This window comes from Bacillus sp. TSO22 (assembly GCF_020223595.1).
Lineage (GTDB): Bacteria > Bacillota > Bacilli > Bacillales > Bacillaceae > Bacillus > Bacillus inaquosorum.
In genome coordinates this window covers 96,954-121,683 of the sequence record NZ_JAHAWO010000013.1, presented here as the reverse complement: position 1 = coordinate 121,683, position 24,730 = coordinate 96,954, and the positions used below count along the sequence as shown (strand labels likewise).

23 protein-coding genes and 3 pseudogenes are annotated in these 24,730 nt (G+C 46.1%); 18 read left to right on the top strand and 8 right to left on the bottom strand.

The window, feature by feature from the left end; translation table 11 throughout:
- The first annotated feature begins 215 nt into the window (after window positions 1–215).
- The 9 genes from KHQ79_RS16350 (at window position 216) to nosA (ending at window position 10,722) form a co-directional block, all read left to right on the top strand.
- Window positions 216–563, top strand: a complete 348-nt coding sequence (locus tag KHQ79_RS16350; RefSeq protein ID WP_225516075.1) for a YflT domain-containing protein — start codon at window positions 216–218, stop codon at window positions 561–563.
- Window positions 564–755: 192 nt separating this feature from the next.
- The gene (locus KHQ79_RS16345) at window positions 756–2,018 is read left to right on the top strand and encodes a pectate lyase (protein WP_148983141.1); all 1,263 of its coding nucleotides are present in this window, start codon (window positions 756–758) and stop codon (window positions 2,016–2,018) included.
- A 127-nt stretch (window positions 2,019–2,145) separates the two neighbouring features.
- Complete coding sequence (locus KHQ79_RS16340; protein WP_133488970.1) at window positions 2,146–3,582, top strand: anion permease; 1,437 nt, start codon at window positions 2,146–2,148, stop codon at window positions 3,580–3,582.
- A gap of 156 nt (window positions 3,583–3,738) precedes the next feature.
- Window positions 3,739–5,367 carry a two-component sensor histidine kinase CitS gene (gene yflR / locus KHQ79_RS16335; RefSeq protein WP_225516073.1) on the top strand — a complete coding sequence of 543 codons (1,629 nt, stop codon included), beginning with the start codon at window positions 3,739–3,741 and terminating at the stop codon, window positions 5,365–5,367.
- Window positions 5,339–6,019 (top strand): two-component response regulator CitT, encoded by a 681-nt coding sequence (citT, locus tag KHQ79_RS16330; protein ID WP_003239901.1) that lies wholly within the window; start codon window positions 5,339–5,341, stop codon window positions 6,017–6,019. The genes yflR and citT overlap by 29 nt, the downstream gene beginning before the upstream one ends.
- 2 nt (window positions 6,020–6,021) lie before the next feature.
- Complete coding sequence (locus KHQ79_RS16325; RefSeq protein ID WP_003239899.1) at window positions 6,022–6,981, top strand: tripartite tricarboxylate transporter substrate binding protein; 960 nt, start codon at window positions 6,022–6,024, stop codon at window positions 6,979–6,981.
- Between the two features lie 379 nt (window positions 6,982–7,360).
- Complete coding sequence (gene citM / locus KHQ79_RS16320) at window positions 7,361–8,662, top strand: Mg(2+)/citrate complex secondary transporter CitM (protein ID WP_225516071.1); 1,302 nt, start codon at window positions 7,361–7,363, stop codon at window positions 8,660–8,662.
- 55 nt (window positions 8,663–8,717) lie between these two features.
- Window positions 8,718–9,512: an MBL fold metallo-hydrolase gene (locus KHQ79_RS16315; protein WP_225516069.1), complete on the top strand. Its 795-nt coding sequence runs from the start codon at window positions 8,718–8,720 to the stop codon at window positions 9,510–9,512.
- A 118-nt stretch (window positions 9,513–9,630) separates the two neighbouring features.
- The gene (nosA, locus tag KHQ79_RS16310) at window positions 9,631–10,722 is read left to right on the top strand and encodes a nitric oxide synthase (RefSeq protein WP_225516067.1); all 1,092 of its coding nucleotides are present in this window, start codon (window positions 9,631–9,633) and stop codon (window positions 10,720–10,722) included.
- Here the strand turns inward: nosA and KHQ79_RS16305 are convergent.
- Window positions 10,713–10,988 carry an acylphosphatase gene (locus tag KHQ79_RS16305; protein WP_060398155.1) on the bottom strand — a complete coding sequence of 92 codons (276 nt, stop codon included), beginning with the start codon at window positions 10,986–10,988 and terminating at the stop codon, window positions 10,713–10,715. The genes nosA and KHQ79_RS16305 overlap by 10 nt on opposite strands.
- Window positions 10,989–11,054: 66 nt before the next feature.
- Between KHQ79_RS16305 and KHQ79_RS16300 the strand changes: the two genes are divergently transcribed.
- Window positions 11,055–11,720, top strand: a complete 666-nt coding sequence (locus KHQ79_RS16300; RefSeq protein WP_225516065.1) for an MOSC domain-containing protein — start codon at window positions 11,055–11,057, stop codon at window positions 11,718–11,720.
- A gap of 41 nt (window positions 11,721–11,761) precedes the next feature.
- Here KHQ79_RS16300 and KHQ79_RS16295 read toward each other — a convergent pair whose 3' ends face one another.
- From KHQ79_RS16295 to map, 4 genes are all read right to left on the bottom strand, one after another.
- The gene (locus KHQ79_RS16295) at window positions 11,762–11,899 is read right to left on the bottom strand and encodes a YflJ family protein (protein ID WP_003239885.1); all 138 of its coding nucleotides are present in this window, start codon (window positions 11,897–11,899) and stop codon (window positions 11,762–11,764) included.
- 171 nt (window positions 11,900–12,070) lie between these two features.
- Window positions 12,071–12,226: a hypothetical protein gene (locus KHQ79_RS16290; RefSeq protein WP_003239883.1), complete on the bottom strand. Its 156-nt coding sequence runs from the start codon at window positions 12,224–12,226 to the stop codon at window positions 12,071–12,073.
- A 109-nt stretch (window positions 12,227–12,335) separates the two neighbouring features.
- Window positions 12,336–12,650 (bottom strand): DUF3243 domain-containing protein, encoded by a 315-nt coding sequence (locus tag KHQ79_RS16285; RefSeq protein ID WP_003239880.1) that lies wholly within the window; start codon window positions 12,648–12,650, stop codon window positions 12,336–12,338.
- Between the two features lie 81 nt (window positions 12,651–12,731).
- Window positions 12,732–13,481, bottom strand: coding sequence for a type I methionyl aminopeptidase (map, locus tag KHQ79_RS16280; protein WP_060398158.1), 750 nt, complete (start codon window positions 13,479–13,481; stop codon window positions 12,732–12,734).
- Window positions 13,482–13,651: 170 nt separating this feature from the next.
- Between map and nagE the strand changes: the two genes are divergently transcribed.
- On the top strand, window positions 13,652–15,010 hold the full coding sequence (gene nagE / locus KHQ79_RS16275; RefSeq protein WP_225516063.1) for an N-acetylglucosamine-specific PTS transporter subunit IIBC: 1,359 nt from the start codon (window positions 13,652–13,654) through the stop codon (window positions 15,008–15,010).
- 33 nt (window positions 15,011–15,043) lie between these two features.
- Here nagE and ltaS read toward each other — a convergent pair whose 3' ends face one another.
- The gene (gene ltaS / locus KHQ79_RS16270; protein ID WP_019257772.1) at window positions 15,044–16,993 is read right to left on the bottom strand and encodes a lipoteichoic acid synthase; all 1,950 of its coding nucleotides are present in this window, start codon (window positions 16,991–16,993) and stop codon (window positions 15,044–15,046) included.
- A 104-nt stretch (window positions 16,994–17,097) separates the two neighbouring features.
- Here ltaS and KHQ79_RS22430 point away from each other — a divergent pair.
- From KHQ79_RS22430 to KHQ79_RS16260, 3 genes and pseudogenes are all read left to right on the top strand, one after another.
- Window positions 17,098–17,181: pseudogene (locus KHQ79_RS22430) on the top strand (hypothetical protein); the annotation flags it as partial.
- Window positions 17,182–17,250: 69 nt separating this feature from the next.
- Window positions 17,251–17,643 carry a DnaJ family domain-containing protein gene (locus KHQ79_RS16265; protein ID WP_003239874.1) on the top strand — a complete coding sequence of 131 codons (393 nt, stop codon included), beginning with the start codon at window positions 17,251–17,253 and terminating at the stop codon, window positions 17,641–17,643.
- Between the two features lie 129 nt (window positions 17,644–17,772).
- Complete coding sequence (locus tag KHQ79_RS16260; protein ID WP_225516061.1) at window positions 17,773–19,188, top strand: alanine/glycine:cation symporter family protein; 1,416 nt, start codon at window positions 17,773–17,775, stop codon at window positions 19,186–19,188.
- Here the strand turns inward: KHQ79_RS16260 and KHQ79_RS22425 are convergent.
- Both KHQ79_RS22425 and KHQ79_RS16255 read right to left on the bottom strand, forming a co-directional pair.
- A pseudogene (locus tag KHQ79_RS22425) lies at window positions 19,185–19,409 on the bottom strand (endospore germination permease); the annotation flags it as partial. The gene KHQ79_RS16260 and the pseudogene KHQ79_RS22425 sit on opposite strands and share 4 nt — an antisense overlap.
- A 16-nt stretch (window positions 19,410–19,425) precedes the next feature.
- A pseudogene (locus tag KHQ79_RS16255) lies at window positions 19,426–19,757 on the bottom strand (spore germination protein); the annotation flags it as partial.
- Between the two features lie 222 nt (window positions 19,758–19,979).
- On the opposite strand from KHQ79_RS16255, the gene treP reads away from it, so the two are divergent.
- The 4 genes from treP to KHQ79_RS16235 all read left to right on the top strand — a co-directional run bounded on the left by treP (window position 19,980) and on the right by KHQ79_RS16235 (window position 24,694).
- Complete coding sequence (gene treP, locus KHQ79_RS16250) at window positions 19,980–21,392, top strand: PTS system trehalose-specific EIIBC component (protein WP_225516060.1); 1,413 nt, start codon at window positions 19,980–19,982, stop codon at window positions 21,390–21,392.
- A gap of 70 nt (window positions 21,393–21,462) precedes the next feature.
- A complete protein-coding gene (gene treC / locus KHQ79_RS16245) occupies window positions 21,463–23,151 on the top strand; it encodes an alpha,alpha-phosphotrehalase (RefSeq protein ID WP_225516058.1) in 1,689 nt (562 codons plus the stop codon).
- 20 nt (window positions 23,152–23,171) lie between these two features.
- A complete protein-coding gene (gene treR, locus KHQ79_RS16240) occupies window positions 23,172–23,888 on the top strand; it encodes a trehalose operon repressor (RefSeq protein ID WP_084990689.1) in 717 nt (238 codons plus the stop codon).
- A gap of 140 nt (window positions 23,889–24,028) precedes the next feature.
- Window positions 24,029–24,694, top strand: a complete 666-nt coding sequence (locus KHQ79_RS16235; RefSeq protein ID WP_019257780.1) for an NAD(P)H-dependent oxidoreductase — start codon at window positions 24,029–24,031, stop codon at window positions 24,692–24,694.
- The last annotated feature ends 36 nt before the right edge of the window (window positions 24,695–24,730 follow it).

Genomic DNA, 24,730 nt, shown 5'->3' with positions numbered 1-24,730 from the left:
AGACAGCAATTCATGATCGTTTGCTCCGTGCAGCGGTTTCTCTTTGATTTTGATTTTTCTGAAAATATTCCCCGTTCCTATCACTTTACCATGGGCGGAAAATAAATGGCTACTACCATTCTTCCTGTTTTTCGCTTCAATGTTCTGGAATCTGTTTCATCTATATCCTACCGGGTATGAAAGAAATATAGTAATCATGAAGGAGGAATGTCGGAATGAAACCAGTAGTAAAAGAGTATACAAACGACGAACAGCTCATGAAGGATGTAGAAGAATTACAGCAAATGGGTGTTGCGAAAGAGGATGTATACGTCTTAGCTCACGACGATGACAGAACGGAACGGCTGGCAGACAACACGAACGTCAACACGATCGGAGCCAAAGAAACGGGTTTTAAGAATGCGGTAGGAAACGTGTTTAATAAAAAAGGAGACGAGCTCCGCAATAAAATTCATGAAATCGGCTTTTCTGAAGATGAAGCCGCTCAATTTGAAAAACGTTTGGATGAAGGGAAAGTGCTTCTCTTTGTAACAGACAATGAAAAAGTGAAATCCTGGGCTTAATGCAGGGATAGAACCCAAAAGGCAAACTTCGGCCTTTTGGGTTTTTTGCGGTTTTTGCGGTGCATGTTTTGCAGAATGCCGCAATTAGATAGCGGAACATTTTCGGTTCTGGATGTCCCTCAATTTGCTATTATATTTTTGTGATAAATTGGAATAAAATCTCACAAAATAGAAAATGGGGGTTCATAGTGGATGAAAAAAGTGATGTTAGCTACGGCTCTATTCTTAGGGTTGACTCCAGCTGGCGCAAACGCGGCTGATTTGGGCCATCAAACATTAGGGTCAAATGATGGCTGGGGCGCGTACTCGACGGGCACGACAGGCGGATCAAAAGCATCGTCCTCGAACGTGTATACCGTCAGCAACAGAAACCAGCTTGTCTCGGCATTAGGCAAGGATACCAACACAACGCCAAAAATCATTTATATCAAGGGAACAATTGACATGAATGTGGATGACAATTTGAAGCCGCTTGGTTTAAATGACTATAAAGATCCAGAGTACGATTTGAACAAATATTTGAAAGCCTATGATCCAAGCACATGGGGCAAAAAAGAGCCTTCCGGAACACAAGAAGAAGCCAGAGCACGCTCTCAGAAAAACCAAAAAGCACGGGTCATGCTGGATATTCCTGCAAACACGACAATCGTCGGTTCAGGGACAAATGCCAAAATTGTGGGCGGAAACTTCCAAATTAAGAGTGATAACGTCATTATCCGCAATCTCGAATTCCAGGACGCCTATGATTATTTTCCGCAATGGGATCCAACTGACGGAAGCTCAGGAAACTGGAACTCTCAATACGACAACATCACGATAAACGGCGGCACGCATATATGGATTGACCATTGTACATTTAATGACGGCTCACGTCCGGACAGCACATCGCCAAAGTATTTCGGCAGAGAATATCAGCACCATGACGGACAAACTGATGCTTCTAACGGCGCTAACTATATCACGATGTCTTACAACTATTATCACGATCATGATAAAAGCTCCATTTTCGGATCAAGCGACAGCAAAACATCTGATGATGGCAAATTGAAAATTACGCTTCACCATAACCACTACAAAAATATCGTCCAGCGCGCACCGAGAGTCCGCTTTGGACAAGTGCACGTATACAACAACTATTATGAAGGCAGCACAAGCTCCTCAGGTTATGCCTTCAGCTATGCGTGGGGAATCGGAAAGTCATCTAAAATTTATGCTCAAAACAATGCCATTGACGTTCCGGGATTGACTGCTGCTAAAACAATCAGCGTATTCAGCGGGGGAACAGCTTTATATGACTCAGGCACCTTGCTGAATGGCACGCAAATCAGCGCATCGGCTGCAAACGGATTGAGCTCTTCTGTCGGCTGGACACCGTCTCTGCACGGCACAATCGATGCTTCAGCGAATGTGAAATCGAATGTTATATCTCAAGCGGGTGCGGGTAAACTGAATTAAGAAATGAAAAAACACAAAGGGCTGCTCACCTTTGTGTTTTTTAATTAATTAAATTGTTTATTAACTTAGTTAAGGAGTAGAATGGGAAAGGGGATCGGAAAACAAGTATATAGGAGGAGACCTATTTATGGCTTCAGAAAAAGACGCAGGAAAACAGTCAGCAGTAAAGCTTGTTCCATTGCTTATTACTGTCGCTGTGGGACTAATCATCTGGTTTATTCCCGCTCCGTCCGGACTTGAACCTAAAGCTTGGCATTTGTTTGCGATCTTTGTCGCGACAATTATCGGCTTTATCTCCAAGCCCTTGCCAATGGGTGCAATTGCAATTTTTGCATTGGCGGTTACTGCACTAACTGGAACACTATCAATTGAGGATACATTAAGCGGATTCGGGAATAAGACCATTTGGCTTATCGTGATCGCATTCTTTATTTCCCGGGGATTTATCAAAACCGGGCTCGGTGCGAGAATTTCGTATGTATTCGTTCAGAAATTCGGGAAAAAAACCCTTGGACTTTCTTATTCACTGCTGTTCAGTGATTTAATACTTTCACCTGCTATTCCAAGTAATACGGCGCGTGCAGGAGGCATTATATTTCCTATTATCAGATCATTATCCGAAACATTCGGATCAAGCCCGGCAAATGGAACAGAGCGAAAAATCGGCGCATTCTTATTGAAAACCGGTTTTCAGGGGAATCTGATCACATCTGCTATGTTCTTAACGGCGATGGCGGCAAACCCGCTGATTGCCAAGCTGGCCCATGATGTCGCAGGGGTGGACTTAACATGGACAAGCTGGGCAATTGCCGCGATTGTACCGGGACTTGTAAGCTTAATCATCACACCGCTTGTAATTTACAAGCTGTATCCGCCGGAAATCAAAGAAACACCGGATGCGGCGAAAATCGCAACAGAAAAACTGAAAGAAATGGGACCATTCAAAAAATCAGAGCTTTCCATGGTTATTGTCTTTCTTTTGGTGCTTGTGCTTTGGATTTTTGGCGGCAGCTTCAACATCGACGCAACCACAACCGCATTGATCGGTTTGGCCGTTCTATTATTATCACAGGTTCTGACTTGGGATGATATCAAGAAAGAACAGGGCGCTTGGGATACGCTCACTTGGTTTGCGGCGCTTGTCATGCTGGCCAACTTCCTGAATGAGTTAGGCATGGTGTCTTGGTTCAGCAATGCCATGAAATCATCCGTATCAGGATTCTCTTGGATTGTGGCGTTCTTAATCTTAATTGTTGTGTATTATTATTCTCATTATTTCTTTGCAAGTGCGACAGCCCACATTAGTGCGATGTATTCAGCATTCCTGGCTGTCATCGTGGCAGCGGGCGCACCTCCGCTTTTAGCAGCACTGAGTCTCGCATTCTTCAGCAACCTGTTCGGGTCAACGACTCACTACGGTGCTGGAGCGGCTCCGGTCTTCTTCGGAGCAGGCTACGTTCCGCAAAGCAAATGGTGGTCCATCGGATTTATCCTGTCGATTGTTCATATTGTCGTATGGCTTGTGATCGGCGGATTATGGTGGAAAGTACTAGGTATATGGTAGAAAGAAAAAGGCAGACTTCGTCTGCCTTTTTTATTTTCTCTTCATTTTACTATCTGCAAAAAATATTTTACCCTTTCACAAGAGAATGGATTTTGAAAAATAAGAAAATTCCCTATAAAAAATGATATGATCTAGGTAGAAAGGACGGCTGGTGCTGTGGTGAAAAAGCGGGTCCATTTTTCCCTGCAAACAAAAATAATGGGGCTCATTGCGGCTCTGCTGGTCTTTGTCATTGGTGTGCTGACCATTACGTTAGCCGTTCAGCATACACAGGAGGAACGGAGACAGGCAGAGCAGCTGGCGGTTCAGACGGCGAGAACCATTTCCTATATGCCGCCGGCTAAAGAGCTCATTGAGAGAAAAGGCGGGTATGCGGCTGAGACGCAAGAGGTCATTGAACAAATGAAAGAACAGACTGGCGCGTATGCCATTTATGTGTTGGACGAAAAAGGAGACATTCGGAGCGCCTCAGAAAAAAGCGGTCAAAAGAAGCTGGAGCGCAGCAGAGAAATTTTGTTTGGCGGCTCGCATGTTTCTGAAACAAAAGCAGATGGACGAAGAGTCATCAGAGGGAGCGCGCCGATCATTAAAGAGCAGAAGGGATACAGCCAAGTGATCGGCAGCGTGTCTGTTGATTTTCTGCAAACGGAGACCGAGCAAGGCATCAAAAAGCATTTGAGAAACTTGAGTGTGATCGCTGTGCTTGTGCTGCTGCTCGGATTTGCCGGTGCCGCCGCGCTGGCAAAAAGCATCAGGAAGGATACGCTTGGCCTTGAGCCGCATGAGATCGCGGCTCTTTATCGGGAAAGGAATGCAATGCTTTTTGCGATTAGAGAAGGAATCATTGCCACCAATCGTGAAGGCGTCGTCACTATGATGAACGTGTCGGCGGCCGAGATGCTGAAGCTTCCCGAGCCTGTGATCCATCTTCCTATTGATGACGTCATGCCAGGAGCCGGGCTGAAATCTGTGCTTGAACAAGGAGACATACTGCCGAACCAGGAGGTAAGTGTCAATGATCAAGTTTTTATTATCAATACGAAAGTGATGACTCAAGGCGGGCAGGCGTATGGGATTGTCGTCAGCTTCCGGGAGAAAACAGAGCTGAAAAAGCTGATCGATACACTGACGGAGGTTCGCAAATATTCAGAGGATCTCAGGGCGCAGACCCATGAATTCTCAAATAAGCTGTACGCGATCTTAGGGCTGCTTGAGCTCGGTGAGTATGATGAAGCCATTGAGCTGATTAAAGAAGAATACGCGATACAAAATGAACAGCATGATATTTTATTCCAAAACATCCATTCGCAGCAGGTGCAGGCGATTTTGCTGGGAAAAATAAGCAAGGCATCGGAAAAAAAGGTCAAGCTGTCTATTGATGAGAACAGCTCGCTCGCGCCTCTTCCTGCACATATCGGCTTGTCCCATCTCATTACGATTATTGGCAACTTAATTGATAACGCTTTCGAAGCGGTAGCAGAGCAAAGCGTGAAGGAGGTTTTGTTTTTCATCACGGATATGGGCCATGATATTGTCATCGAAGTATCAGACACAGGGCCCGGTGTATCGCCCGATAAGATGGAAGCTGTATTTCAAAGAGGCTATTCTTCAAAGGGGATGAAGAGAGGCTACGGTCTGGCTAATGTCAAAGACTCAGTGCATGAACTGGGCGGCTGGATCGAACTGGCGAACCAAAAAAGTGGCGGTGCGGTATTCACTGTATTTATACCGAAGGAGAAACAAAGGGGGAATCCATTTGATTCACATCGCGATTGCGGAGGATGATTTTCGGGTTGCGCAAATCCATGAGAGATTGATTGAACAGCTTGATGGATTCAAGATTATCGGAAAAGCGGCCAATGCCAAAGAGACAATGGCGCTTTTGGAGGAACAAAAGGCTGATTTGCTTCTGCTCGATATTTATATGCCGGACGAGCTTGGGACCACATTGATTCCTGAGATACGAAGCCGATTTCCTGAAGTGGACATTATGATCATCACAGCGGCAACAGAAACGCGTCATTTACAGGAAGCGCTCAGGGCAGGGGTTGCCCACTATTTGATCAAACCCGTAACGGCTGACAAGTTCAGACAAGTGCTGCTTCAGTATAAAGAAAAAAGGAAGCTGCTTTTGTCTCAGCCGGAGGTCAGTCAATCCATGATTGATCATATTTTCGGGAACGGTGTGAAGACATCTTTGCCGGCAGAGAATTTGCCGACAGGCATTAATTCGATAACACTGCGAAAAATTAAAGAAGCGCTTCGGAATGCAGCAGAAGGATTAACAGCAGAAGAGCTTGGGGAAAAAATGGGGGCGTCACGAACGACCGCCCGCCGCTATGCCGAGTACCTTGTGGCAAAGGAAGAAGCAAGAGCCGAGCTTGAATACGGGATTATCGGCAGGCCGGAGAGAAAATATTATTTGGCGGCGGACTAGATATGAAAAAGTATATGATCCTATTGATTGCTCTATTGATCTTTATGCAGGGGGACATCAGGCAGGCGGCTGCGCCGCGCCTGCCAGACGGGCCAATTGAAATTGTCGTCCCCGCTGAGCCTTCTGGCGGCTGGGATGTCACAGCGCAGGCGATCCAATCTGTTCTGAGGCAGAAGCAGATCGTGAAGGGTGAGGTTCATGTTGTCTATAAACCCGGCGGCGGGGGAGAGAAAGGCTGGAAATATGTCAATGAAAGCAGTAAACAGACCATCAGCATGACGTCCAGTTTAATCCTGAGCAATGATCTTCTCGGGCAAAGTAAATTAAAAACGGACGATTTTACTCCGCTCGCCATTCTCTCCAAGGAATGGCAGACTGTTGCATTGCCAAAAGGATCAGCGTTAACAAACGGCAAGGATTTGCTGAATGAGATTAAGATGCATCCCGGCAAGGTGAAAATCGGCTTTGCGCCGGGGCTTGGCAATGATGATCAGCTCTCGTTTGTCAGAGCGGCTGATATGTACGGCATTGACCCTTTTGACATTCAATTTCTGCAGTATGACAGCAGTGAGCAGCTCATTCAGGCGCTGTTCAGACATGAGATAGAAGCGGCTTCAATGACACTATCTGAAGCGAAACCATATGAGCGGCACGGCGATATCACATTAGCTGCTGTAACGTCTGATAAAAGGCTTCCAGGTTTTCCTGATGTTCCGACGTGGAAGGAGCAGGGGATCCCGTTTGTGTTTTCTCATTGGAGAGGGGTTTTGGGCCCGAAAAACATGTCGGAGGAAGAGATTTCTTACTGGGATCAAGCGCTAAAGAAGGTCACATCCTCGCCTGAGTGGAAGCGAAAAATAAACGAACAGGATTGGGAAAGCTTTTATTTGAACAGCAGGGAAACGAAACGGTTTCTTGACCAGCAATCCGTTTTTTATCAAAGCATTATGACAGGAAATTAAGATCCCGGCATTCCGGGATTTTTTTCGTGTCGACAAACCCTCGCATTCATAGTCAAGCCTGCGCGTCGGTGCTTACCAGTTATGAAAGGAACGACGGCTAATCGCTCAGGCGCCCTGCCTAAACCCCGCCGTCATCACATCCTGTAAAAGTCTGCTCCAATGCTCGCCTTTCCTAGACTTCAAGGGTTTTCAATCACGCTATCTTTTTATGTGCCCAGAAATGATCAAAAAGAACAAAAAGGTTTTAAAAATTTAAAAATACAAAAAAACCAAATTATTTACTTGCGAATGTTTTTCCCATACGATGGCAAAAAGGCAAGACAAAAAGGGGAGTAAGGGAGAAAAAAATGTAAGCGGATTCATTTAAGGGGGAATGGGTGTGTTAGCAATCTTAGGCTTTCTCATGATGCTCGTGTTTATGGCATTGATCATGACAAAACGGCTTTCTGTACTGACAGCGTTAGTTTTGACGCCGATTGTGTTTGCGCTGATCGCCGGATTTGGATTTACTGAAGTCGGGGACATGATGATTTCGGGGATTCAGCAGGTAGCGCCGACTGCGGTCATGATTATGTTTGCGATCTTATATTTTGGGATTATGATTGATACAGGGCTGTTTGATCCGATGGTTGGCAAAATCTTAAGCATGGTCAAAGGCGACCCGTTAAAGATTGTTGTCGGGACAGCGGTTCTTACGATGCTCGTCGCCTTGGACGGAGATGGCTCGACCACGTATATGATTACGACAAGCGCAATGCTTCCGCTCTATCTGCTGCTTGGCATCCGGCCGATTATCCTGGCGGGAATCGCGGGAGTCGGCATGGGGATCATGAACACAATTCCGTGGGGTGGCGCGACGCCGCGGGCGGCGAGCGCGCTGGGGGTTGATCCGGCTGAACTTACAGGGCCGATGATTCCTGTCATCGCAAGCGGGATGCTTTGTATGGTTGCAGTTGCGTATGTGCTTGGAAAAGCGGAACGAAAGCGCCTTGGGGTGATTGAACTGAAACAGCCGGCCAATGCCAATGAGCCGGCGGCTGCGGTTGAAGATGAGTGGAGGCGGCCGAAGCTGTGGTGGTTCAATTTATTGTTAACGCTTTCTTTGATAGGATGTTTAGTATCGGGTAAAGTCAGTTTAACCGTACTGTTTGTCATTGCGTTCTGTATTGCGCTGATTGTGAATTATCCAAACCTTGAGCATCAGAGACAGCGCATCTCGGCGCATTCCAGCAACGTGCTGGCTATTGGCTCAATGATTTTTGCGGCAGGGGTTTTTACGGGGATTTTGACAGGCACCAAAATGGTTGATGAAATGGCGATTTCACTTGTGTCGATGATTCCGGAACAAATGGGCGGATTGATCCCGGCGATTGTGGCCTTAACCAGCGGTATTTTCACATTCCTGATGCCGAATGACGCATATTTCTACGGGGTGCTGCCGATTTTATCAGAAACGGCTGTCGCATATGGTGTTGATAAAGTGGAAATTGCCAGAGCCTCTATCATCGGCCAGCCGATCCATATGCTGAGCCCGCTTGTGCCATCTACTCATTTGCTTGTCGGACTTGTCGGGGTTTCTATTGACGACCATCAAAAATTCGCATTGAAATGGGCGGTTCTCGCAGTGATCGTCATGACGGCTATCGCTCTATTGATCGGTGCGATCTCTATTTCAGTATGATAATTCAAGCGTAATGACACACACTAACGGCATACAACATACCGGAGGTGTCATCATGAGTGATCCTTATATGCCGCTGACTTCGGTCAGAAGCGGAACGGGGTTCGAAGCGGCAAAAGGGGTGCACGGCTTGACCGTGCAAATTGCGAATGTCTATTTTATTCAGCTGCCTTCTGAACCTCGCTCATTTGTTTTAATTGATGCGGGCATGCCTCAATCAGCCGACATGATTGTAAGTGAAGCCAAACAAAGATTCGGCGATGATTTTCAGCTGAAGGCGATTATCCTCACACACGGGCACTTTGATCATATCGGGGCAATCGAAGGGATCCTTGAGCATTGGGATGTTCCTGTGTATGTCCATTCTCGGGAAATGCCTTATGTAACAGGTAAAGAGGATTATCCTCCGGCTCGTCCTGACAGCAAGAGCGGGCTGGTTGCCAAGCTGTCGCCGCTGTTTCCGCGGCACTCCATCGATATTTCCTCACATGTGCAGACACTGTCGGAAGACGGCTCTGTACCGTTTCTTGACGAGTGGATGTGGATTGCGACTCCGGGACACACGCCGGGCCATATTTCGTTATTCCGCGAGGACGGACGCGTGCTTGTAGCAGGCGATGCAGTCATTACCGTGGAACAGGAGAAAATGGCAGACGTCCTGATTCAGAAACAGGAGCTTCATGGGCCGCCGGCTTATTTCACGCCTGACACAGAGACGGCTGCCGAATCCATTCAGAAGCTTGCCGGCCTTGAACCGGAAGCACTGCTGACCGGGCATGGCATACCGATGACCGGCAAAAACTTTCGCAGTGACTTAATTGAATTGGCAAATCGTTTAGCGTCTCTTTAACACCCGCACACGCGGGTGTTTTTTATTGTTTTCCAAGAAGATACAGAAAAATCATTTGTCTTCCGGCTTAAAAACGATACAATGAAAAGCATGAATGCGATTTGAAGGGGAGAGTTTGTTGGAAGAAAAAGAAATACTTTGGAACGAAGCGAAAGCGTTTATTGCCGCATGCTATCAGGAATTGGGCAAGGAAGAGGAAGTGAAAGACCGTCTCGATAGCATTAAAAGTGAAATTGACCGGACCGGAAGCTATGTACATACGAGGGAAGAGCTTGCGCACGGGGCAAAAATGGCTTGGAGAAACAGCAACCGCTGCATCGGCAGATTGTTCTGGAATTCGCTGAATGTCATCGACAGACGTGACGTCCGGACGAAGGAAGAAGTGCGTGACGCCCTCTTTCATCATATTGAAACCGCCACCAATAACGGGAAAATCAGGCCGACCATTACGATTTTCCCTCCGGAAGAGAAGGGTGAAAAGCAAGTCGAGATCTGGAATCATCAGCTGATCCGGTACGCTGGATATGAATCAGGCGGAGAAAGAATCGGCGACCCGGCTTCCCGTTCCCTGACCGCAGCCTGCGAAGAGCTCGGCTGGCGCGGAGAGCGAACGGATTTTGACCTGCTGCCGCTCATTTTTCGCATGAAAGGCGACGAACAGCCGGTCTGGTATGACCTGCCGCGTTCACTTGTGATCGAGGTTCCAATCACACATCCGGATATCGAAGCGTTTTCTGATCTGGAGCTGAAATGGTACGGGGTGCCGATTATTTCTGATATGAAGCTTGAGGTCGGGGGCATTCATTATAATGCCGCGCCGTTTAACGGCTGGTATATGGGCACGGAAATCGGAGCGAGAAACCTGGCAGATGAAAAGCGGTACGACAAGCTCAAAAAAGTCGCGTCCGTTATCGGCATTTCTACTGATTACAATACGGATTTATGGAAGGATCAAGCGCTTGTTGAATTGAATAAAGCTGTGCTGCACTCGTATAAAAAGCAGGGTGTCAGCATCGTTGACCATCATACCGCGGCAAGCCAGTTTAAACGGTTTGAAGAACAGGAGGAAGAAGCGGGCAGAAAGCTGACGGGGGACTGGACGTGGCTGATTCCGCCGATTTCACCCGCTGCCACTCATATCTTCCACCGTTCCTATGACAACACAATCGTTAAGCCAAACTACTTTTATCAGGATAAGCCTTACGAGTAAACAACGGAAAAACGGTGATGGCCTTCAAGGCTGCGGGATTCAGTGACAGAGACGTCGGTAACATTTGAGAAAGGGCTGCCTTTCTTTACAGCCTCAAGAAACGATTGTAAGGCGTTTTCCGGGCCTTCTGCCAAAATCTCGACACGGCCGTCATCTCGGTTTTTGACCCAGCCGGCCAGTTTTCGCTTATCGGCTTCCATTTGAACAAAATAGCGAAAGCCCACACCTTGAACCCGGCCGTTTACAACGATTCGGTATTGAAGCATGTAAAAACCACCTTTTCTTTTTATGATAATCAATCATTTTACAACCTGTAAAGGGGATGTGTTTGTATGGAACCAGCGCATTATTCAGTTCTTTCTCTTAATCTAGGCAAGCCGCAGACGCTTGAATATGACGGAAAGAAAATCGAAACCGGCATCATGAAGCGGCCGGCTGATTCCGCTGTCATGCTGTATCGGGAGAATTTTGAAGGAGATGGACAGGCGGATCTCGTCAATCACGGCGGACCTGATAAGGCTGTCTGTGTCTACCCGGCGGAGCATTATCCGTATTGGGAAGAGTTCCTCTCAAGACCGCTGCCAAGCGCCGCATTTGGTGAAAATCTGACGGTCACGGGCCTGACCGAGGAGAACGTTTGCATCGGGGATGTGTTCAAGCTTGATGAAGCTGTTGTTCAGGTCAGCCAGCCGCGCCAGCCGTGTGTAAAGCTGGCGAAAAAGTTTGGTGTAAAGGAAATGGTGCTGAAGGTTCAGCAAACCGGCTATACCGGCTTTTATTTTCGCGTGCTGGAAGAGGGCAGAGTGGCTCCCGGCGCCAAACTGGAATTGCTGTCCAGAGGAGCGGCAGGCATCTCAGTCCAATTCGCAAACCGTATCAACTACCATGACACAAAAAATCTTGCTGCCATTGAGCGGATTTTAAGTGAAGACGCACTGTCGGAAAGCTGGAGAGCGTCATTTATGAAAAAAAGGGACAGGCTGCAGCCCGCTGAATAGAAAAAAAGCCGCGCATATCAACGTGCGCGGCTTTACCATTTTTAAGATTGTTTTTTCTTTGTTTCAAGCAGGTTGGCAAGAAAATAGGTTTTATAGCTTTGAAGCTTTCTTCCTTCATGGTGCGTGATCCCCTGCTTTTTTAATTCTGCCACATACCAGCCTTTACTGCCGTAATGCATGTCAGAAAACTCCTTTCCCTATCTCTCCCAATGGAGAGGATTTTACCAAACGATTGGCATTGTAACATCCATGAAAAGATGCTGAAAAGAGATGTGGGAAAAACTGAGCCTTTCGCACTAGCTGTACGAATGTTCTTCTGTATGTATATGCGGAGTAAAGCTGAATATGATTTAATGGCCAGTTAGTTTCATCATGACAACGCCAAATGTCATAATGCTGAACACAATGCCGATATATGTGAGCATCCCGTTTTTTTTCTTCACGCCGTAAACGGTCATAATGATGCCTTCAATGAAAAAAATGATGCCGAAAATAATAAACCACATGCAGATAAAGGCTCCTTTCACAGACATAATAGTAGTGTAGCATATCTGGAAGAGCCGGGCTGTGACAATATCAAGAAAGCCGGGCAGCATATGTGCCCGGCTCGTGTTTTTATTGTTTATCAACCAATTTGACCAGCAGCTGTGCCAAATGTTGTTTCTCATCTTCGTCCGCAACGCTCCAAAGCTCTTGCAGCAGCATTTCTTCACTGTTTTGCGGCTCTTCATGCTTCTTGAGATAGTCTCCCAGGATCGCGGCGCTTTTCACAAGCTTGCCGTCATCCAATCCCAGCTTTTTGCCTCGGTTAACTTGTTTTTTCAGGTAGTCTTTAAATTCCTCGAAGTCTTTTAAAATTTCTTCTTTTGTTGTGCCATGCATTGCATTCATTTCGTTTTCAATTTGGATTTTTTCTTGATCTCTGTTCATTGCAATACCTCCTCCTGCAGAATAGTGATGCTTTACCTGCAATTGGCGGAGGTTAAACCATCCGGTAGCCCGGAATGTGTTTTACAGTTTTGTCAGGATAATCGGTTCATCTTTTGTGATGACGATGGTGTGTTCAACTTGGGCAACCATGCTTTTATCCGGTGTCTTGAACGTCCAGCCGTCTCCAGCCTCAACAATCGTTTCCGCTTTCGTTGAAATAAAAGGTTCAAGCGCGATGACTGTGCCGTTTTTGAAAAGCGCGTTATCGAACGGATCATAATAGTTCATGATGTGGTTCGGCGCTTCATGCAGGCTTCTGCCGATTCCGTGGCCGGTCAGGGTTTTGATGACGGTAAAGCCTTGAGAGCGTGCTTCATGATAAACGGCTCTTCCGATTTGGTTTTGGCGCTTGCCTGCTTTTGCCTGCTGCAGCCCTTTTTGAAAAGCGTCTTCTGCGCATTGGCAAAGCTTATGAAGGCGTTCTTCTCCTTCACCGAGCACAAATGAGATGCCTGTGTCGGCATAGAAGCCGCCAAATTCAGCAGAGATGTCAATGTTCACAAGATCTCCGGCTTTTAAAATTTTGGAGGTGCTTGGTATGCCGTGAGCCACTTCATCATTTACACTGATGCATGTCACGCCCGGAAAGTCGTATTCCTTCTCAGGAGCTGAAACGGCGCCGTGCTCATCAAGCACCGCTTTTCCGATAAGGTCAAGGTCTTTTGTGCTCATTCCGGGCTCTGCTTTCCGTTTCATTTCTTCACGCGCCAGCGCGACGATTCTTCCGATTTTTTTCAGGCCTTCTAATTCTTGATCGTTTGTTACAATCATCTGTCATTCCCGCTTTCTTTTTAAATAATCTAGATTAAGCTTACCACAACTGTCTTAAAAATAGGAAACACACGGACCTGGGAAAAAAGAAATACTCCGGGAAAATTGGTATAGATCACTAGATATCTTATATGGTATATTTGAAAAAAAAGGGTATGAGGGGGATGGGTATGCTTTCATTTTTACAAAAACTCGGGAAGTCATTTATGCTCCCGATTGCGGTTCTGCCTGCAGTTGGAATAATCCTTGCGCTTGGCAGAGAGGATGTATTTAATATCCCGTTTATCTATCAAGCGGGGACGGCGGTTTTTGATCATCTGCCGCTTATTTTCGCGATCGGGATTGCCATCGGCATTTCAAAGGACAGCAATGGGGCCGCGGGTTTATCAGGGGCGATATCGTATCTGATGCTTGACGCGGCGACAAAGACAATTGATAAAACAAACAACATGGCGGTATTTGGGGGAATCATTGCTGGTTTAATAGCCGGTTACACCTATAACCGCTTCAAGGATACAAAGCTGCCTGAATATCTTGGATTCTTCAGCGGCAGACGGCTTGTGCCGATTGTAACAGCCATTATTACGATTATTTTAGCCGGCATATTCGGAGTTGTCTGGCCGCCGATTCAATCGGGCATTAATGCGTTTGGAGAATGGATGCTGGGGCTCGGCGGCATTGGAGCTGGCATATTCGGCCTGTTCAACAGGCTGTTAATTCCGCTTGGCCTTCACCACGTGCTGAACAATATTTTCTGGTTCCAATTCGGAGAATATAACGGAGTGACAGGTGATCTGGCGCGCTTTTTCGCGAAAGATCCGACAGCGGGCACATATATGACCGGATTCTTCCCAATTATGATGTTCGGTCTTCCGGCGGCATGTCTGGCTATGGTTGTAACTGCGAAGCCGTCAAAACGGAAAGCGACGGCGGGAATGATGATCGGGTTTGCCTTGACTGCGTTTATTACAGGGATTACGGAGCCGATTGAGTTTGCATTTATGTTTTTATCTCCGCTTTTATACGCTGTTCACGCGGTCTTAACCGGGCTGTCTTTATTTATCGTCAACTGGCTCGGCATCCGCACAGGTTTCTCTTTCTCAGCCGGAGCCATCGATTATGTGCTCAGCTACGGAATCGCAGAAAAACCGCTGCTTCTGCTCCTGGTAGGTATATGCTATGCGGCAATATACTTTATCGTGTTTTATGTACTGATTAAGGCATTGAATTTAAAAACGCCGGGACGGGAAGATGATGACATTGATGAAGTGCTGGATGAAAATACAGTTCATGATGTCAATGAAAACATCATGCTGAAAGGGCTCGGCGGAAAAGAAAACCTTCAAACCATTGATCATTGCGCCACAAGACTGCGACTGACTGTGAAGGATACCGCTTTAGTGAATGAAGCGCTGTTAAAGAAAGCAGGCGCAAAAGGGGTCGTCAAATCAGGCGGGCAATCGGTTCAAGTGATCATTGGCCCAAATGTAGAATTTGCGGCGGAGGAATTAAGAGCTGCGGTGAAATGAAAAAAGCAGAGAGGCTAGCCTCTCTGCTTTTTCTTATTTATCTTCATCATCCGTTGACGTTTCGGAAGAATCTTCGCCATGTTTTGTGTAATCATAATCGGAAGGATTCACCTTCGTAAAGCCTTTCGGCTCGTAGAAACGCAGCAGGTCTCCGTTTATGATTTTATCGGACATTTCAAGTTCCTTCTTGACGAGTGAGTCTTCTGACTTGTCGACTTCAGATTCATCAAGCTCTTTTCCGGTTTTCGTATCGTAATACTTGCCGGATACTTTCGTGTACTTCGGTGAAATAAAGTCTCCGTTACGGAACGGAATCACTTCACGGTGTTCTTTAGATAAAATATCAGAACCGGACATCAGATAGTCTTTCGTATCCACTCCGAGCAAATGCAGAATGGTCGGAGCCACATCGACGTCTCCGGCATATTTATGAACTTTCTCGCCTTTCACGCCGGCAGCGTGGATAAAGAGCGGCACCCGTTGAAGCTGGGCGTTGTCATAATCGGTAATTTCATCTTTGCCAAGGACTTTGGCCATCGCTTTATTGTGGTTTTCAGAGATGCCATAGTGGTCTCCGTACATCACGATAATCGATTTATCATATAACCCGTCTTTTTTCAGGTCATTGAAAAATTGTTCAATGGACTGATCAAGGTAATTGGCTGACTGGAAGTAGTTGTTGACGACAGAGTCACCAAAGTCTCCAGCCGGGAAGTCTGTATCCCCCTCATCCATTCCGAATGGGAAGTGGTTAGACAGGGTAATGAACTTCGTATAGAACGGCTGCGGCAGGCTTTCTAACAGCGGCATTGATTCTTTGAAGAACGGTTTGTCTTTCATGCCGTAGTTTTTCGTGTTTTCTTCGTTCATGTCATAGTAGGCAGAATCGAAGAACTTATCGATGCCTTCCGCTTTGTACATTTCGTTTCGGTTCCAGAACGTCTGCGTGTTTCCGTGGAACGTAGCAGATGTGTAATCCTTAGACTTCAGAATTGCCGGAACGGATTGAAGCGTGTTTTGCGCTTTGTTTACGAAAACTGAACCTTGAGCCAGCGGGTACAGAGAGTTTTCCATCATAAATTCCGCATCAGATGTTTTACCTTGTCCCGTTTGGTGGAAAAAGTTATCAAAGTAAAACGTTTCGTTGTCATGTGCCAATTTATTTAAGAACGGTGTGACTTCTTTGCCGTTAATTTTATAGTCAATGATAAATGACTGCAGAGATTCAAGAGAAACATAAATAACGTTTTTTCCTTCCGCTTTGCCGAAATATACGTTATTCGGCACGTCGTAATTGGCTTTCATGTAGTTTTCAACTTCCGTCACGTCGCTTGAATCGGCAAGCGCGCGCTGGCTGTTGGATTTGATATTCTGCACAGCGTCATAAATCGTAAAATTGTACGTTCCCAAGTATTTCACAAGATAGTTTCGGTCGAATGATCTTGTCAGCAATTCAGGACGGTCTGATTCCGCAACTGCCAGGTTGATTAGGAAAACCAGAATTGAAGACGCAAGAACGATTCGGAACGATTTTTTGCTCGACGTTTCGGCAGGCTTGTTCACTTTAATCGCCAAGATAATCAGAATGATCGTATCGATAAAGTAAAAGGCGTCAGTCGGTCTCATCAGCGAAAATGCGCTGTCGCCGAGTTGGCCGCCGTTTGTTTTAGCCTGCATAATGACCGGAATTGTAATAAAATCATTGAAAAATCTGTAGTACACAATGTTTGCGTACAGTAAAAAAGACATTAAAAAATGAATCACTATAATGGCTGTCTGCTGTAATTTTTTCTTGAACAAAAGTCCAAAGCCAAGAAAGAACAAGCTTGAGCTGAGAGGATTCACAAAAAGCAATATTTTTTGTATCGTGTTGTCTATTCCTAAGTTGAAGTTAAGGACATAACCGACATACGTTTTGATCCATAATAGGACGACCGCGATTAAGAAGAAGGCCAGTCCTCTTTCTTTAATAAATGTTTTCATTGTTACACTCCTTTTTTCCGATCACAGTTCGAGCGAAACGATAGAAAAAACGAACGTATCAAATATAACACGAATCGGCGGATTAGAAAAGTGAAAATCGTACGATGGTAAAAGTGGCGAAAAACGCCGTCGAATCAACGTTTTCTTGACATATTGCCAAATGTAAAAAGAGGTTTCTTTCTAGAAATTAAGGAATAAAATGGTATTGTGACGGTTGTATGATAAAATATAAGCTATAAATGAAAAGAGGTGGAAGGATGGATTTTTCTCATATTGTGTCTGAAGATAAAATTAAGCGCGCCATCAAAGACGGAGAATTTGAAAACCTCCCGGGAATGGGAAAGCCGCTGCCAAAAGATGACGCGGCACACTTGCCCGAATCGCTCCGCATGAGCTACCGTATGTTAAAAAATGCGGGAATGGCAGAGGACGAGGGTGCGCTCAAAAAAGAGCTTATGACCATCGACCATTTAATCGCAAAGTGCTATGACGACAAAGAACGCGAGCAACTAATGAGAAAAAAAACAGAAAAGCAGATGATGCTTGATAAGCTTGTCGACAAAAAAGGCATGTTTTCAAAGCCAGCGTCCGCTTTTTATAAGAATAAAGTATATGACCGGCTTGGACGAAACAGACCTTCTTCCAGCTGATTTTTCCTGTCTGAAGGATGGCGATTGATAACAGCCATCCTCTTTATGTTCCAGCAGTTCTCAGTCTTATAGGTTTATGTTTTTCCGTCTGTGGGGAAATGAACTCATAAACGAAAAAAGGGTGATGGGATGGAACGACTATTGGAATGGATAGAGCGAATATCTGATTGGCTGTGGGGGCCGCCGCTAATCATCTTGCTGACGGGGACGGGATTGTACTTCACCATTTTGCTGAAATGTTTTCAATTTCGCTATCCGTTATATATTTTGAAGCAGACGATCGGCAGCGTAGGAAAAAAGCCGAAGGGAGAGGGCACAGTCACACCGCTTCAGGCATTGACGTCAGCCCTTAGCTCAACAATCGGTGCGGCGAACATTGTCGGTGTGCCTGCTGCTATTATGTTTGGCGGTCCCGGAGCGGTTTTTTGGATGTGGCTTATTGCCTTATTTGCGATGGCGATTAAGTTTTCTGAAAGTGTGCTTGCTGTTCATTACAGAGAAAAAAACGAGCAGGGGGAATTTGTCGGGGGACCGATGTATTACATAACAAAAGGGCTGCGCATGAAATGGCTCGGCGTATTTTTCTCTGTTGCGCTGATCGTGGAGCTGGTCCCGAGCATCATGGTTCAGGGGAATTCGGTTTCAGTCTCACTTGCCGAAACGTTTTCTTTCAATAAAATATACGCGGGAATCGGCATTGCATTTTTGATCGGGTTAGTGGTGATAGGAGGGGTCAAGCGGATCGGAAAAGTAACAGAGTTTATCGTGCCTCTTATGGCAGGGGCATACGCGGGAGCCGGTCTTCTAATTGTTCTCACGAATCTTTCATCAGTGCCGGCATTTTTCTCTCTCATCTTTTCCAATGCGTTTACCTCTTCTTCAGCAGTTGGAGGATTTGCAGGTGCTGCACTGGCTGAAACCGTTCGCTGGGGATTCGCCCGCGGGCTGTATTCTAATGAAGCAGGAATGGGAACAGCCCCGATTGCACATGCGGCGGCTATGACTGATCACCCTGTGAGGCAAGGGTTCTGGTCTGTGATAGGCATTGTAATTGACACCTTGATCATCTGCACCACCACGGCTTTTGTTGTCCTTGCATCCGGAGTCTGGACAGGGAAGAATGCCTCAAATGACCCGGCGGCACTGACGACGGCTGCATTTCAGCACTATTTCGGTTCTGGAGGAGGGTACTTCGTCTCGATTTCCCTCGTTTTCTTTGTTGTCTCGACCATTATGGTTGTCATTTTTTACGGCGTTAAGCAAGCTGAATTTCTGTTCGGGCGGCTGGCAGGACATGTGATCAAATTCGTTTATTTAGCGGCTATTATCATAGGTGCTGCTGGCGGAGCAAAAGCCATCTGGGGCTTTCTGGATCTAGCATTGGCTTTTATTCTCGTTCCGAATGTGATTGCACTGTTGTTATTGAGCAGAAAGGTAAAAGCGTTATATACCGAATTTTTTACATCTGAACAGTATTATCTGAAAGATAGAGGAAAAACAAAACAGAACTCTGTTTATCAGAAAAAAGAGGCCAAAAATTCTTAGTGTTTTGCGTTGGCGGCGAACATCGCTTTGCTTTTGATGATCAAAAAGATGAATAAAAGCAGCAAAAGGGAAATCAATACATTGATGATCGGCTTGATTCTGTTAAAGTCGATCAGCTGGTTTGTATTTAGGAAGAACCAAAATCTGGATACGACGAAAACATGCCGGTTGGTGTTACATGGCTTTCAGGTCGATTTTTAATGTAAGAAGGAAAGTCCGTATCTTCAAGATCAATCATTTTGAATGCCCGTCGGCAAATAAACAGCCCCTTTGCTTAAAATCGTTTCTGCCGCAATGCTTGAAATCGATAGTGTATTTTGCAGCGCTTCTTTATGTTCATCTATCTGATCCCCATCAAATCCCTCAAGCAAGGTCGGAGGGCGTGAGCCTGTATATGTTCAGATTTTACAATTCCTTCGATATAAACAATAAATCCGCACAGCACGTTTCCAAAGTTAAATTGTCTAAATACGATGTCTGAGCAGCCTTCTGTTAATAAAGTCAGATTATCGAAGTTCTCCTTCAAATCGGGAGAGAGCGGTCTGTCCTGATTTCTTAAGCTCTTTGATGAGCTGAAGCGCTTTTTCGCGCGTTTATCCATGGCTCACCCTGCTTTTTCAATGTCTTATTCAATAAGTGCTTGTGACTTTTTAGGGGAACTTTGTTGTTTTAGATATTCCTGGCCTAGGATGAAAGCGCTATAAAAAGTTGTTGACGACATGTATATACAGGAATACAATATAATCATAAGTTGTATATACAAGTTATAAAACGAATACGGAGGGGTTGGCATGGGGGAACTGAACAAAACGGCACGGCAGATTGTCGAAGCAGTCGGCGGTGTTGAAAATATTGCAGCGGCAACTCATTGTGTGACACGTTTGCGTTTTGCATTAATAGATGAGAGCAAGGTTGACCAAGAGGAACTTGATCAGATTGACGTTGTAAAGGGGTCGTTTTCGACAAACGGGCAGTTTCAGGTCGTAATCGGCCAGGGAACGGTCAACAAAGTATATGCTGAACTGGTCAAGGAAACGGGGATTGGCGAGTCAACAAAGGATGAAGTGAAGAAGGCTTCAGAAAAAAATATGAATCCTTTGCAGCGTGCTGTGAAAACGCTTGCAGATATTTTTATTCCGATATTGCCTGCGATTGTCACGGCAGGTCTCTTGATGGGGATCAATAACATTTTAACGGCGCAAGGCATTTTCTTCAGCACAAAGTCGATTGTGCAGGTCTATCCGCAGTGGGCGGATCTCGCTAATATGATTAACCTGATTGCGGGCACGGCCTTTACGTTTCTGCCAGCGTTAATCGGCTGGCCTGCGGTCAAACGGTTCGGCGGCAATCCGCTGCTTGGCATTGTGCTCGGCGTGATGCTCGTGCATCCTGATTTGCTGAACGCGTGGGGCTATGGAGCCGCGGAGCAAAGCGGAAAGATCCCGGTATGGAATTTGTTTGGACTTGAAGTGCAGAAAGTCGGCTATCAGGGACAGGTGCTCCCGATTTTGCTGGCTTCCTATATGCTGGCGAAGATAGAGGTGTTCTTAACAAAACGCACACCTGAAGGCATACAGCTGCTCGTTGTCGCGCCGATTACGCTTCTCGTAACAGGCTTTGCCTCTTTTATCATAATCGGCCCGGTTACATTTGCGATCGGAAACGTGCTGACTTCAGGGCTTATCTCGGTGTTTGGCTCTTTTGCCGCACTGGGCGGTTTGTTATATGGCGGTTTATACTCGGCGCTCGTGATTACTGGCATGCATCACACGTTTCTTGCAGTCGACCTGCAGCTCATCGGCTCAAAGCTCGGCGGCACTTTTTTATGGCCGATGCTGGCGCTTTCTAATATCGCACAAGGTTCGTCTGCGCTGGCTATGATGTTTATCGTGAAGGATGAGAAACAAAAAGGCCTTTCCCTCACTTCAGGGATTTCAGCTTATCTCGGCATTACAGAGCCTGCCATCTTCGGGGTGAATCTTCGATACAGATTCCCGTTTATTATTGCGATGATCAGCTCAGGGCTGGCCGGAATGTATATTTCTTCCCAAGGTGTGCTGGCAAGCTCCGTCGGTGTCGGCGGCGTGCCGGGGATTTTCTCAATCATGAGCCAGTACTGGGGCGCGTTTGCAATCGGGATGGCCATTGTATTGATCGTGCCGTTTGCCGGAACATACGCGTATGCGAGATTCAAACATAGATAACCAATGGGGAGCGGGACGTGTTGAACGTTCCCTTTTCCCGTTTTTAATTTAAATATGGTGGTGGAGACAGATGAAAACAGAACAAACGCCATGGTGGAAAAAAGCTGTGGTCTATCAAATTTATCCGAAAAGCTTTAACGATACGACGGGAAACGGTGTCGGCGATCTGAACGGCATTATTGAAAAGCTTGATTACTTAAAAACACTTCAGGTGGATGTGCTTTGGCTGACGCCGATTTATGACTCTCCGCAGCATGATAATGGGTATGATATTCGTGATTATTACTCGATTTATCCTGAATACGGGACGATGGAGGATTTTGAGCGCCTGCTGTCTGAGGCGCATAAAAGAGGCTTGAAAGTCGTCATGGATCTTGTCGTCAATCATACGTCAACAGAGCACGAATGGTTTCAAGAGGCGATCTCGTCAAAAGACAGCCCGTACCGTGATTTTTATATATGGAAAAACCCGCAGGAAAACGGTTCTGCTCCAACGAACTGGGAATCGAAATTCGGCGGCTCGGCATGGGAGCTTGACGAAGCGTCGGGCCAATACTATTTACATTTGTTTGATGTGACGCAGGCTGATTTGAATTGGGAAAATGAAGAGGTCAGAAAGCATGTCTATGACATGATGCATTTTTGGTTTGAAAAGGGAATAGACGGCTTCAGGCTTGATGTCATTAACCTGATTTCTAAAGATCAGCGCTTTCCGAATGCGGAAGACGGAGGCGATGGCCGTTCCTTTTACACTGACGGACCGCGGGTGCACGAATATCTGCATGAAATGAACGAAAGGGTGTTTTCGCATTATGACAGTATGACGGTCGGTGAGATGTCTTCGACGTCTGTGGACCATTGCATCCGGTATACGAATCCTGCCAATAAAGAACTTGATATGACGTTCAGCTTCCATCATCTCAAGGTTGACTATCCAAATGGTGAGAAATGGGCTTTGGCGCCGTTTGACTTTTTGAAGCTGAAGGAGATCTTATCCGAGTGGCAGACGGGGATGCACGCTGGAGGAGGATGGAACGCTCTGTTCTGGTGCAATCACGATCAGCCGCGCGTCGTATCGAGATATGGAGATGACGGCGCGTACAGGGTGAAATCGGCGAAAATGCTCGCTACCGCCATTCATATGATGCAGGGCACGCCTTATATTTATCAGGGTGAGGAGCTGGGAATGACGAATCCGAAGTTTTCGGACATCAGCTCCTATCGGGATGTCGAATCGCTGAACATATATCACGCCTTTAAGGAAAAAGGAATGGCTGATCAAGAGATCACAGCGATTTTACAGGCGAAATCCCGCGACAATTCCAGAACGCCTGTCCAATGGGATCATACGCCGAATGGCGGTTTTACAAAGGGCACGCCATGGATACCGGTCGCCGGCAACTATCGGGAAATCAATGCCGAAGCGGCGCTGAAGGACCGGAACTCGGTGTTTTACCATTATCAAAAGCTGATTCAGATTCGCAAAACATATGACATTGTGACAGAGGGAACATATGAGTTAATCGCAAAGGATGACCCGAACATTTTTGCGTATCTCAGACACGGCAGCAATGAAAAGCTGCTCGTCATCAATAATTTTTACGGGACAGAGGCAGCCTTTACACTGCCGGACTCTTTAGCGCCTGACGAGTGGAAGGCAGAGGTGCTGTTGACGAACGATGAGGTGAGGGAAGAACTGCAGAACATGACGCTCCGTCCGTATGAGTCCATTGTTTATCGTTTAACGAAACCGTGTTAAACTAAGCTGGGTGGTCCATAATGAAGGTGAACAAATTCATCGCAATCTATAAAGACATCGCACAGCAAATTGAAGGCGGCCGGTGGAAAGCGGAAGAGATTCTTCCGTCTGAACATGAGTTGACCGCACAGTATGATACATCAAGAGAAACGGTCCGAAAGGCGCTTCACATGCTTGCGCAAAACGGCTATATCCAGAAAATCAGAGGGAAGGGCTCCGTCGTTCTCAACCGTGAAAAAATGCAGTTTCCCGTTTCAGGCCTTGTCAGCTTCAAGGAGCTCGCGCAAACGCTTGGCAAAGAAACGAAAACAACTGTACACAAATTCGGGCTGGAGCCCCCGTCAGAGCTGATCCAAAAACAGCTCCGGGCCCAGCCGGATGACGACATTTGGGAAGTCATCAGGTCTAGAAAGATTGACGGGGAACATGTGATTTTGGACAAGGATTACTTTTTCAGAAAGCATGTGCCTCACCTAACGAAAGAAATCTGTGAAAACTCCATATATGAATATATAGAAGGAGAGCTCGGTCTTTCAATCAGCTATGCCCAAAAAGAAATTGTAGCCGAGCCGTGTACGGATGAGGACAGGGAGCTGCTCGATTTACGCGGCTATGACCATATGGTCGTGGTGAGAAACTACGTCTTTTTGGAGGATACGAGTCTGTTTCAATATACGGAAAGCAGACACCGTCTCGACAAATTCCGGTTTGTTGATTTTGCGCGGCGGGGAAAATGAGAAAGGCGCCTGCCTGTGGCAGTGCGCTTTTTTTGTTTGGTATCAAAATTGATACTATCCAACAAAAATGTGCGTACTTTTACTTTTTATCATAATGGCTACAATAGAGATGAGAGTAACCAAAAGGAGAGGTGTTTAACATGGCAGATCTAAAGAAACAAATTCTGGATGCATACAATTTCAGACATGCAACAAAGGAATTTGACCCAAATAAAAAAGTATCAGACAGCGATTTTGAATTTATTTTAGAAACGGGAAGACTGTCTCCGAGCTCCCTCGGCCTTGAGCCTTGGAAATTTGTTGTCGTCCAAAATCCGGAATTTCGCGAGAAGCTTCGCGAATACACATGGGGCGCGCAAAAGCAGCTTCCGACAGCAAGCCACTTCGTCCTGATTCTTGCGCGTACAGCGAAGGATATCAAATATGATGCGGACTACATCAAACGTCATTTAAAAGAAGTAAAACAAATGCCTCAGGACGTGTATGAAGGCTATCTCAGCAAAACAGAAGAGTTCCAAAAAAACGATTTGCATTTGCTTGAAAGTGACAGAACATTGTTTGACTGGGCATCAAAACAAACCTATATTGCGCTTGGCAACATGATGACTGCCGCTGCGCAAATCGGCGTTGATTCTTGCCCTATCGAAGGATTCCAGTATGATCACATTCACCGCATTCTTGAAGAAGAAGGCCTTCTGGAAAACGGAAGCTTCGACATTTCTGTGATGGTGGCATTCGGCTACCGTGTACGAGACCCTCGTCCGAAAACAAGATCTGCTGTTGAAGATGTTGTGAAGTGGGTCTAAATAAAGAAAGCTGCTCGATAATGAGCAGCTCTTTTT

Excerpts from the sequence above, each read along its gene's own strand:
- KHQ79_RS16350 (WP_225516075.1), top strand. The coding sequence starts at position 216 with ATGAAACCAGTAGTAAAAGAGTATACAAACGACGAACAGCTCATGAAG.
- KHQ79_RS16345 (WP_148983141.1), top strand. The coding sequence starts at position 756 with ATGAAAAAAGTGATGTTAGCTACGGCTCTATTCTTAGGGTTGACTCCA.
- KHQ79_RS16340 (WP_133488970.1), top strand. The coding sequence starts at position 2,146 with ATGGCTTCAGAAAAAGACGCAGGAAAACAGTCAGCAGTAAAGCTTGTT.
- KHQ79_RS16325 (WP_003239899.1), top strand. The coding sequence starts at position 6,022 with ATGAAAAAGTATATGATCCTATTGATTGCTCTATTGATCTTTATGCAG.
- KHQ79_RS16315 (WP_225516069.1), top strand. The coding sequence starts at position 8,718 with ATGAGTGATCCTTATATGCCGCTGACTTCGGTCAGAAGCGGAACGGGG.
- KHQ79_RS16305 (WP_060398155.1), bottom strand. The coding sequence starts at position 10,988 with ATGCTTCAATACCGAATCGTTGTAAACGGCCGGGTTCAAGGTGTGGGC.
- KHQ79_RS16300 (WP_225516065.1), top strand. The coding sequence starts at position 11,055 with ATGGAACCAGCGCATTATTCAGTTCTTTCTCTTAATCTAGGCAAGCCG.
- KHQ79_RS16295 (WP_003239885.1), bottom strand. The coding sequence starts at position 11,899 with ATGCATTACGGCAGTAAAGGCTGGTATGTGGCAGAATTAAAAAAGCAG.
- KHQ79_RS16290 (WP_003239883.1), bottom strand. The coding sequence starts at position 12,226 with ATGTGGTTTATTATTTTCGGCATCATTTTTTTCATTGAAGGCATCATT.
- KHQ79_RS16285 (WP_003239880.1), bottom strand. The coding sequence starts at position 12,650 with ATGAACAGAGATCAAGAAAAAATCCAAATTGAAAACGAAATGAATGCA.
- map (WP_060398158.1), bottom strand. The coding sequence starts at position 13,481 with ATGATTGTAACAAACGATCAAGAATTAGAAGGCCTGAAAAAAATCGGA.
- nagE (WP_225516063.1), top strand. The coding sequence starts at position 13,652 with ATGCTTTCATTTTTACAAAAACTCGGGAAGTCATTTATGCTCCCGATT.
- ltaS (WP_019257772.1), bottom strand. The coding sequence starts at position 16,993 with ATGAAAACATTTATTAAAGAAAGAGGACTGGCCTTCTTCTTAATCGCG.
- KHQ79_RS16265 (WP_003239874.1), top strand. The coding sequence starts at position 17,251 with ATGGATTTTTCTCATATTGTGTCTGAAGATAAAATTAAGCGCGCCATC.
- KHQ79_RS16260 (WP_225516061.1), top strand. The coding sequence starts at position 17,773 with ATGGAACGACTATTGGAATGGATAGAGCGAATATCTGATTGGCTGTGG.
- treP (WP_225516060.1), top strand. The coding sequence starts at position 19,980 with ATGGGGGAACTGAACAAAACGGCACGGCAGATTGTCGAAGCAGTCGGC.
- treC (WP_225516058.1), top strand. The coding sequence starts at position 21,463 with ATGAAAACAGAACAAACGCCATGGTGGAAAAAAGCTGTGGTCTATCAA.
- treR (WP_084990689.1), top strand. The coding sequence starts at position 23,172 with ATGAAGGTGAACAAATTCATCGCAATCTATAAAGACATCGCACAGCAA.
- KHQ79_RS16235 (WP_019257780.1), top strand. The coding sequence starts at position 24,029 with ATGGCAGATCTAAAGAAACAAATTCTGGATGCATACAATTTCAGACAT.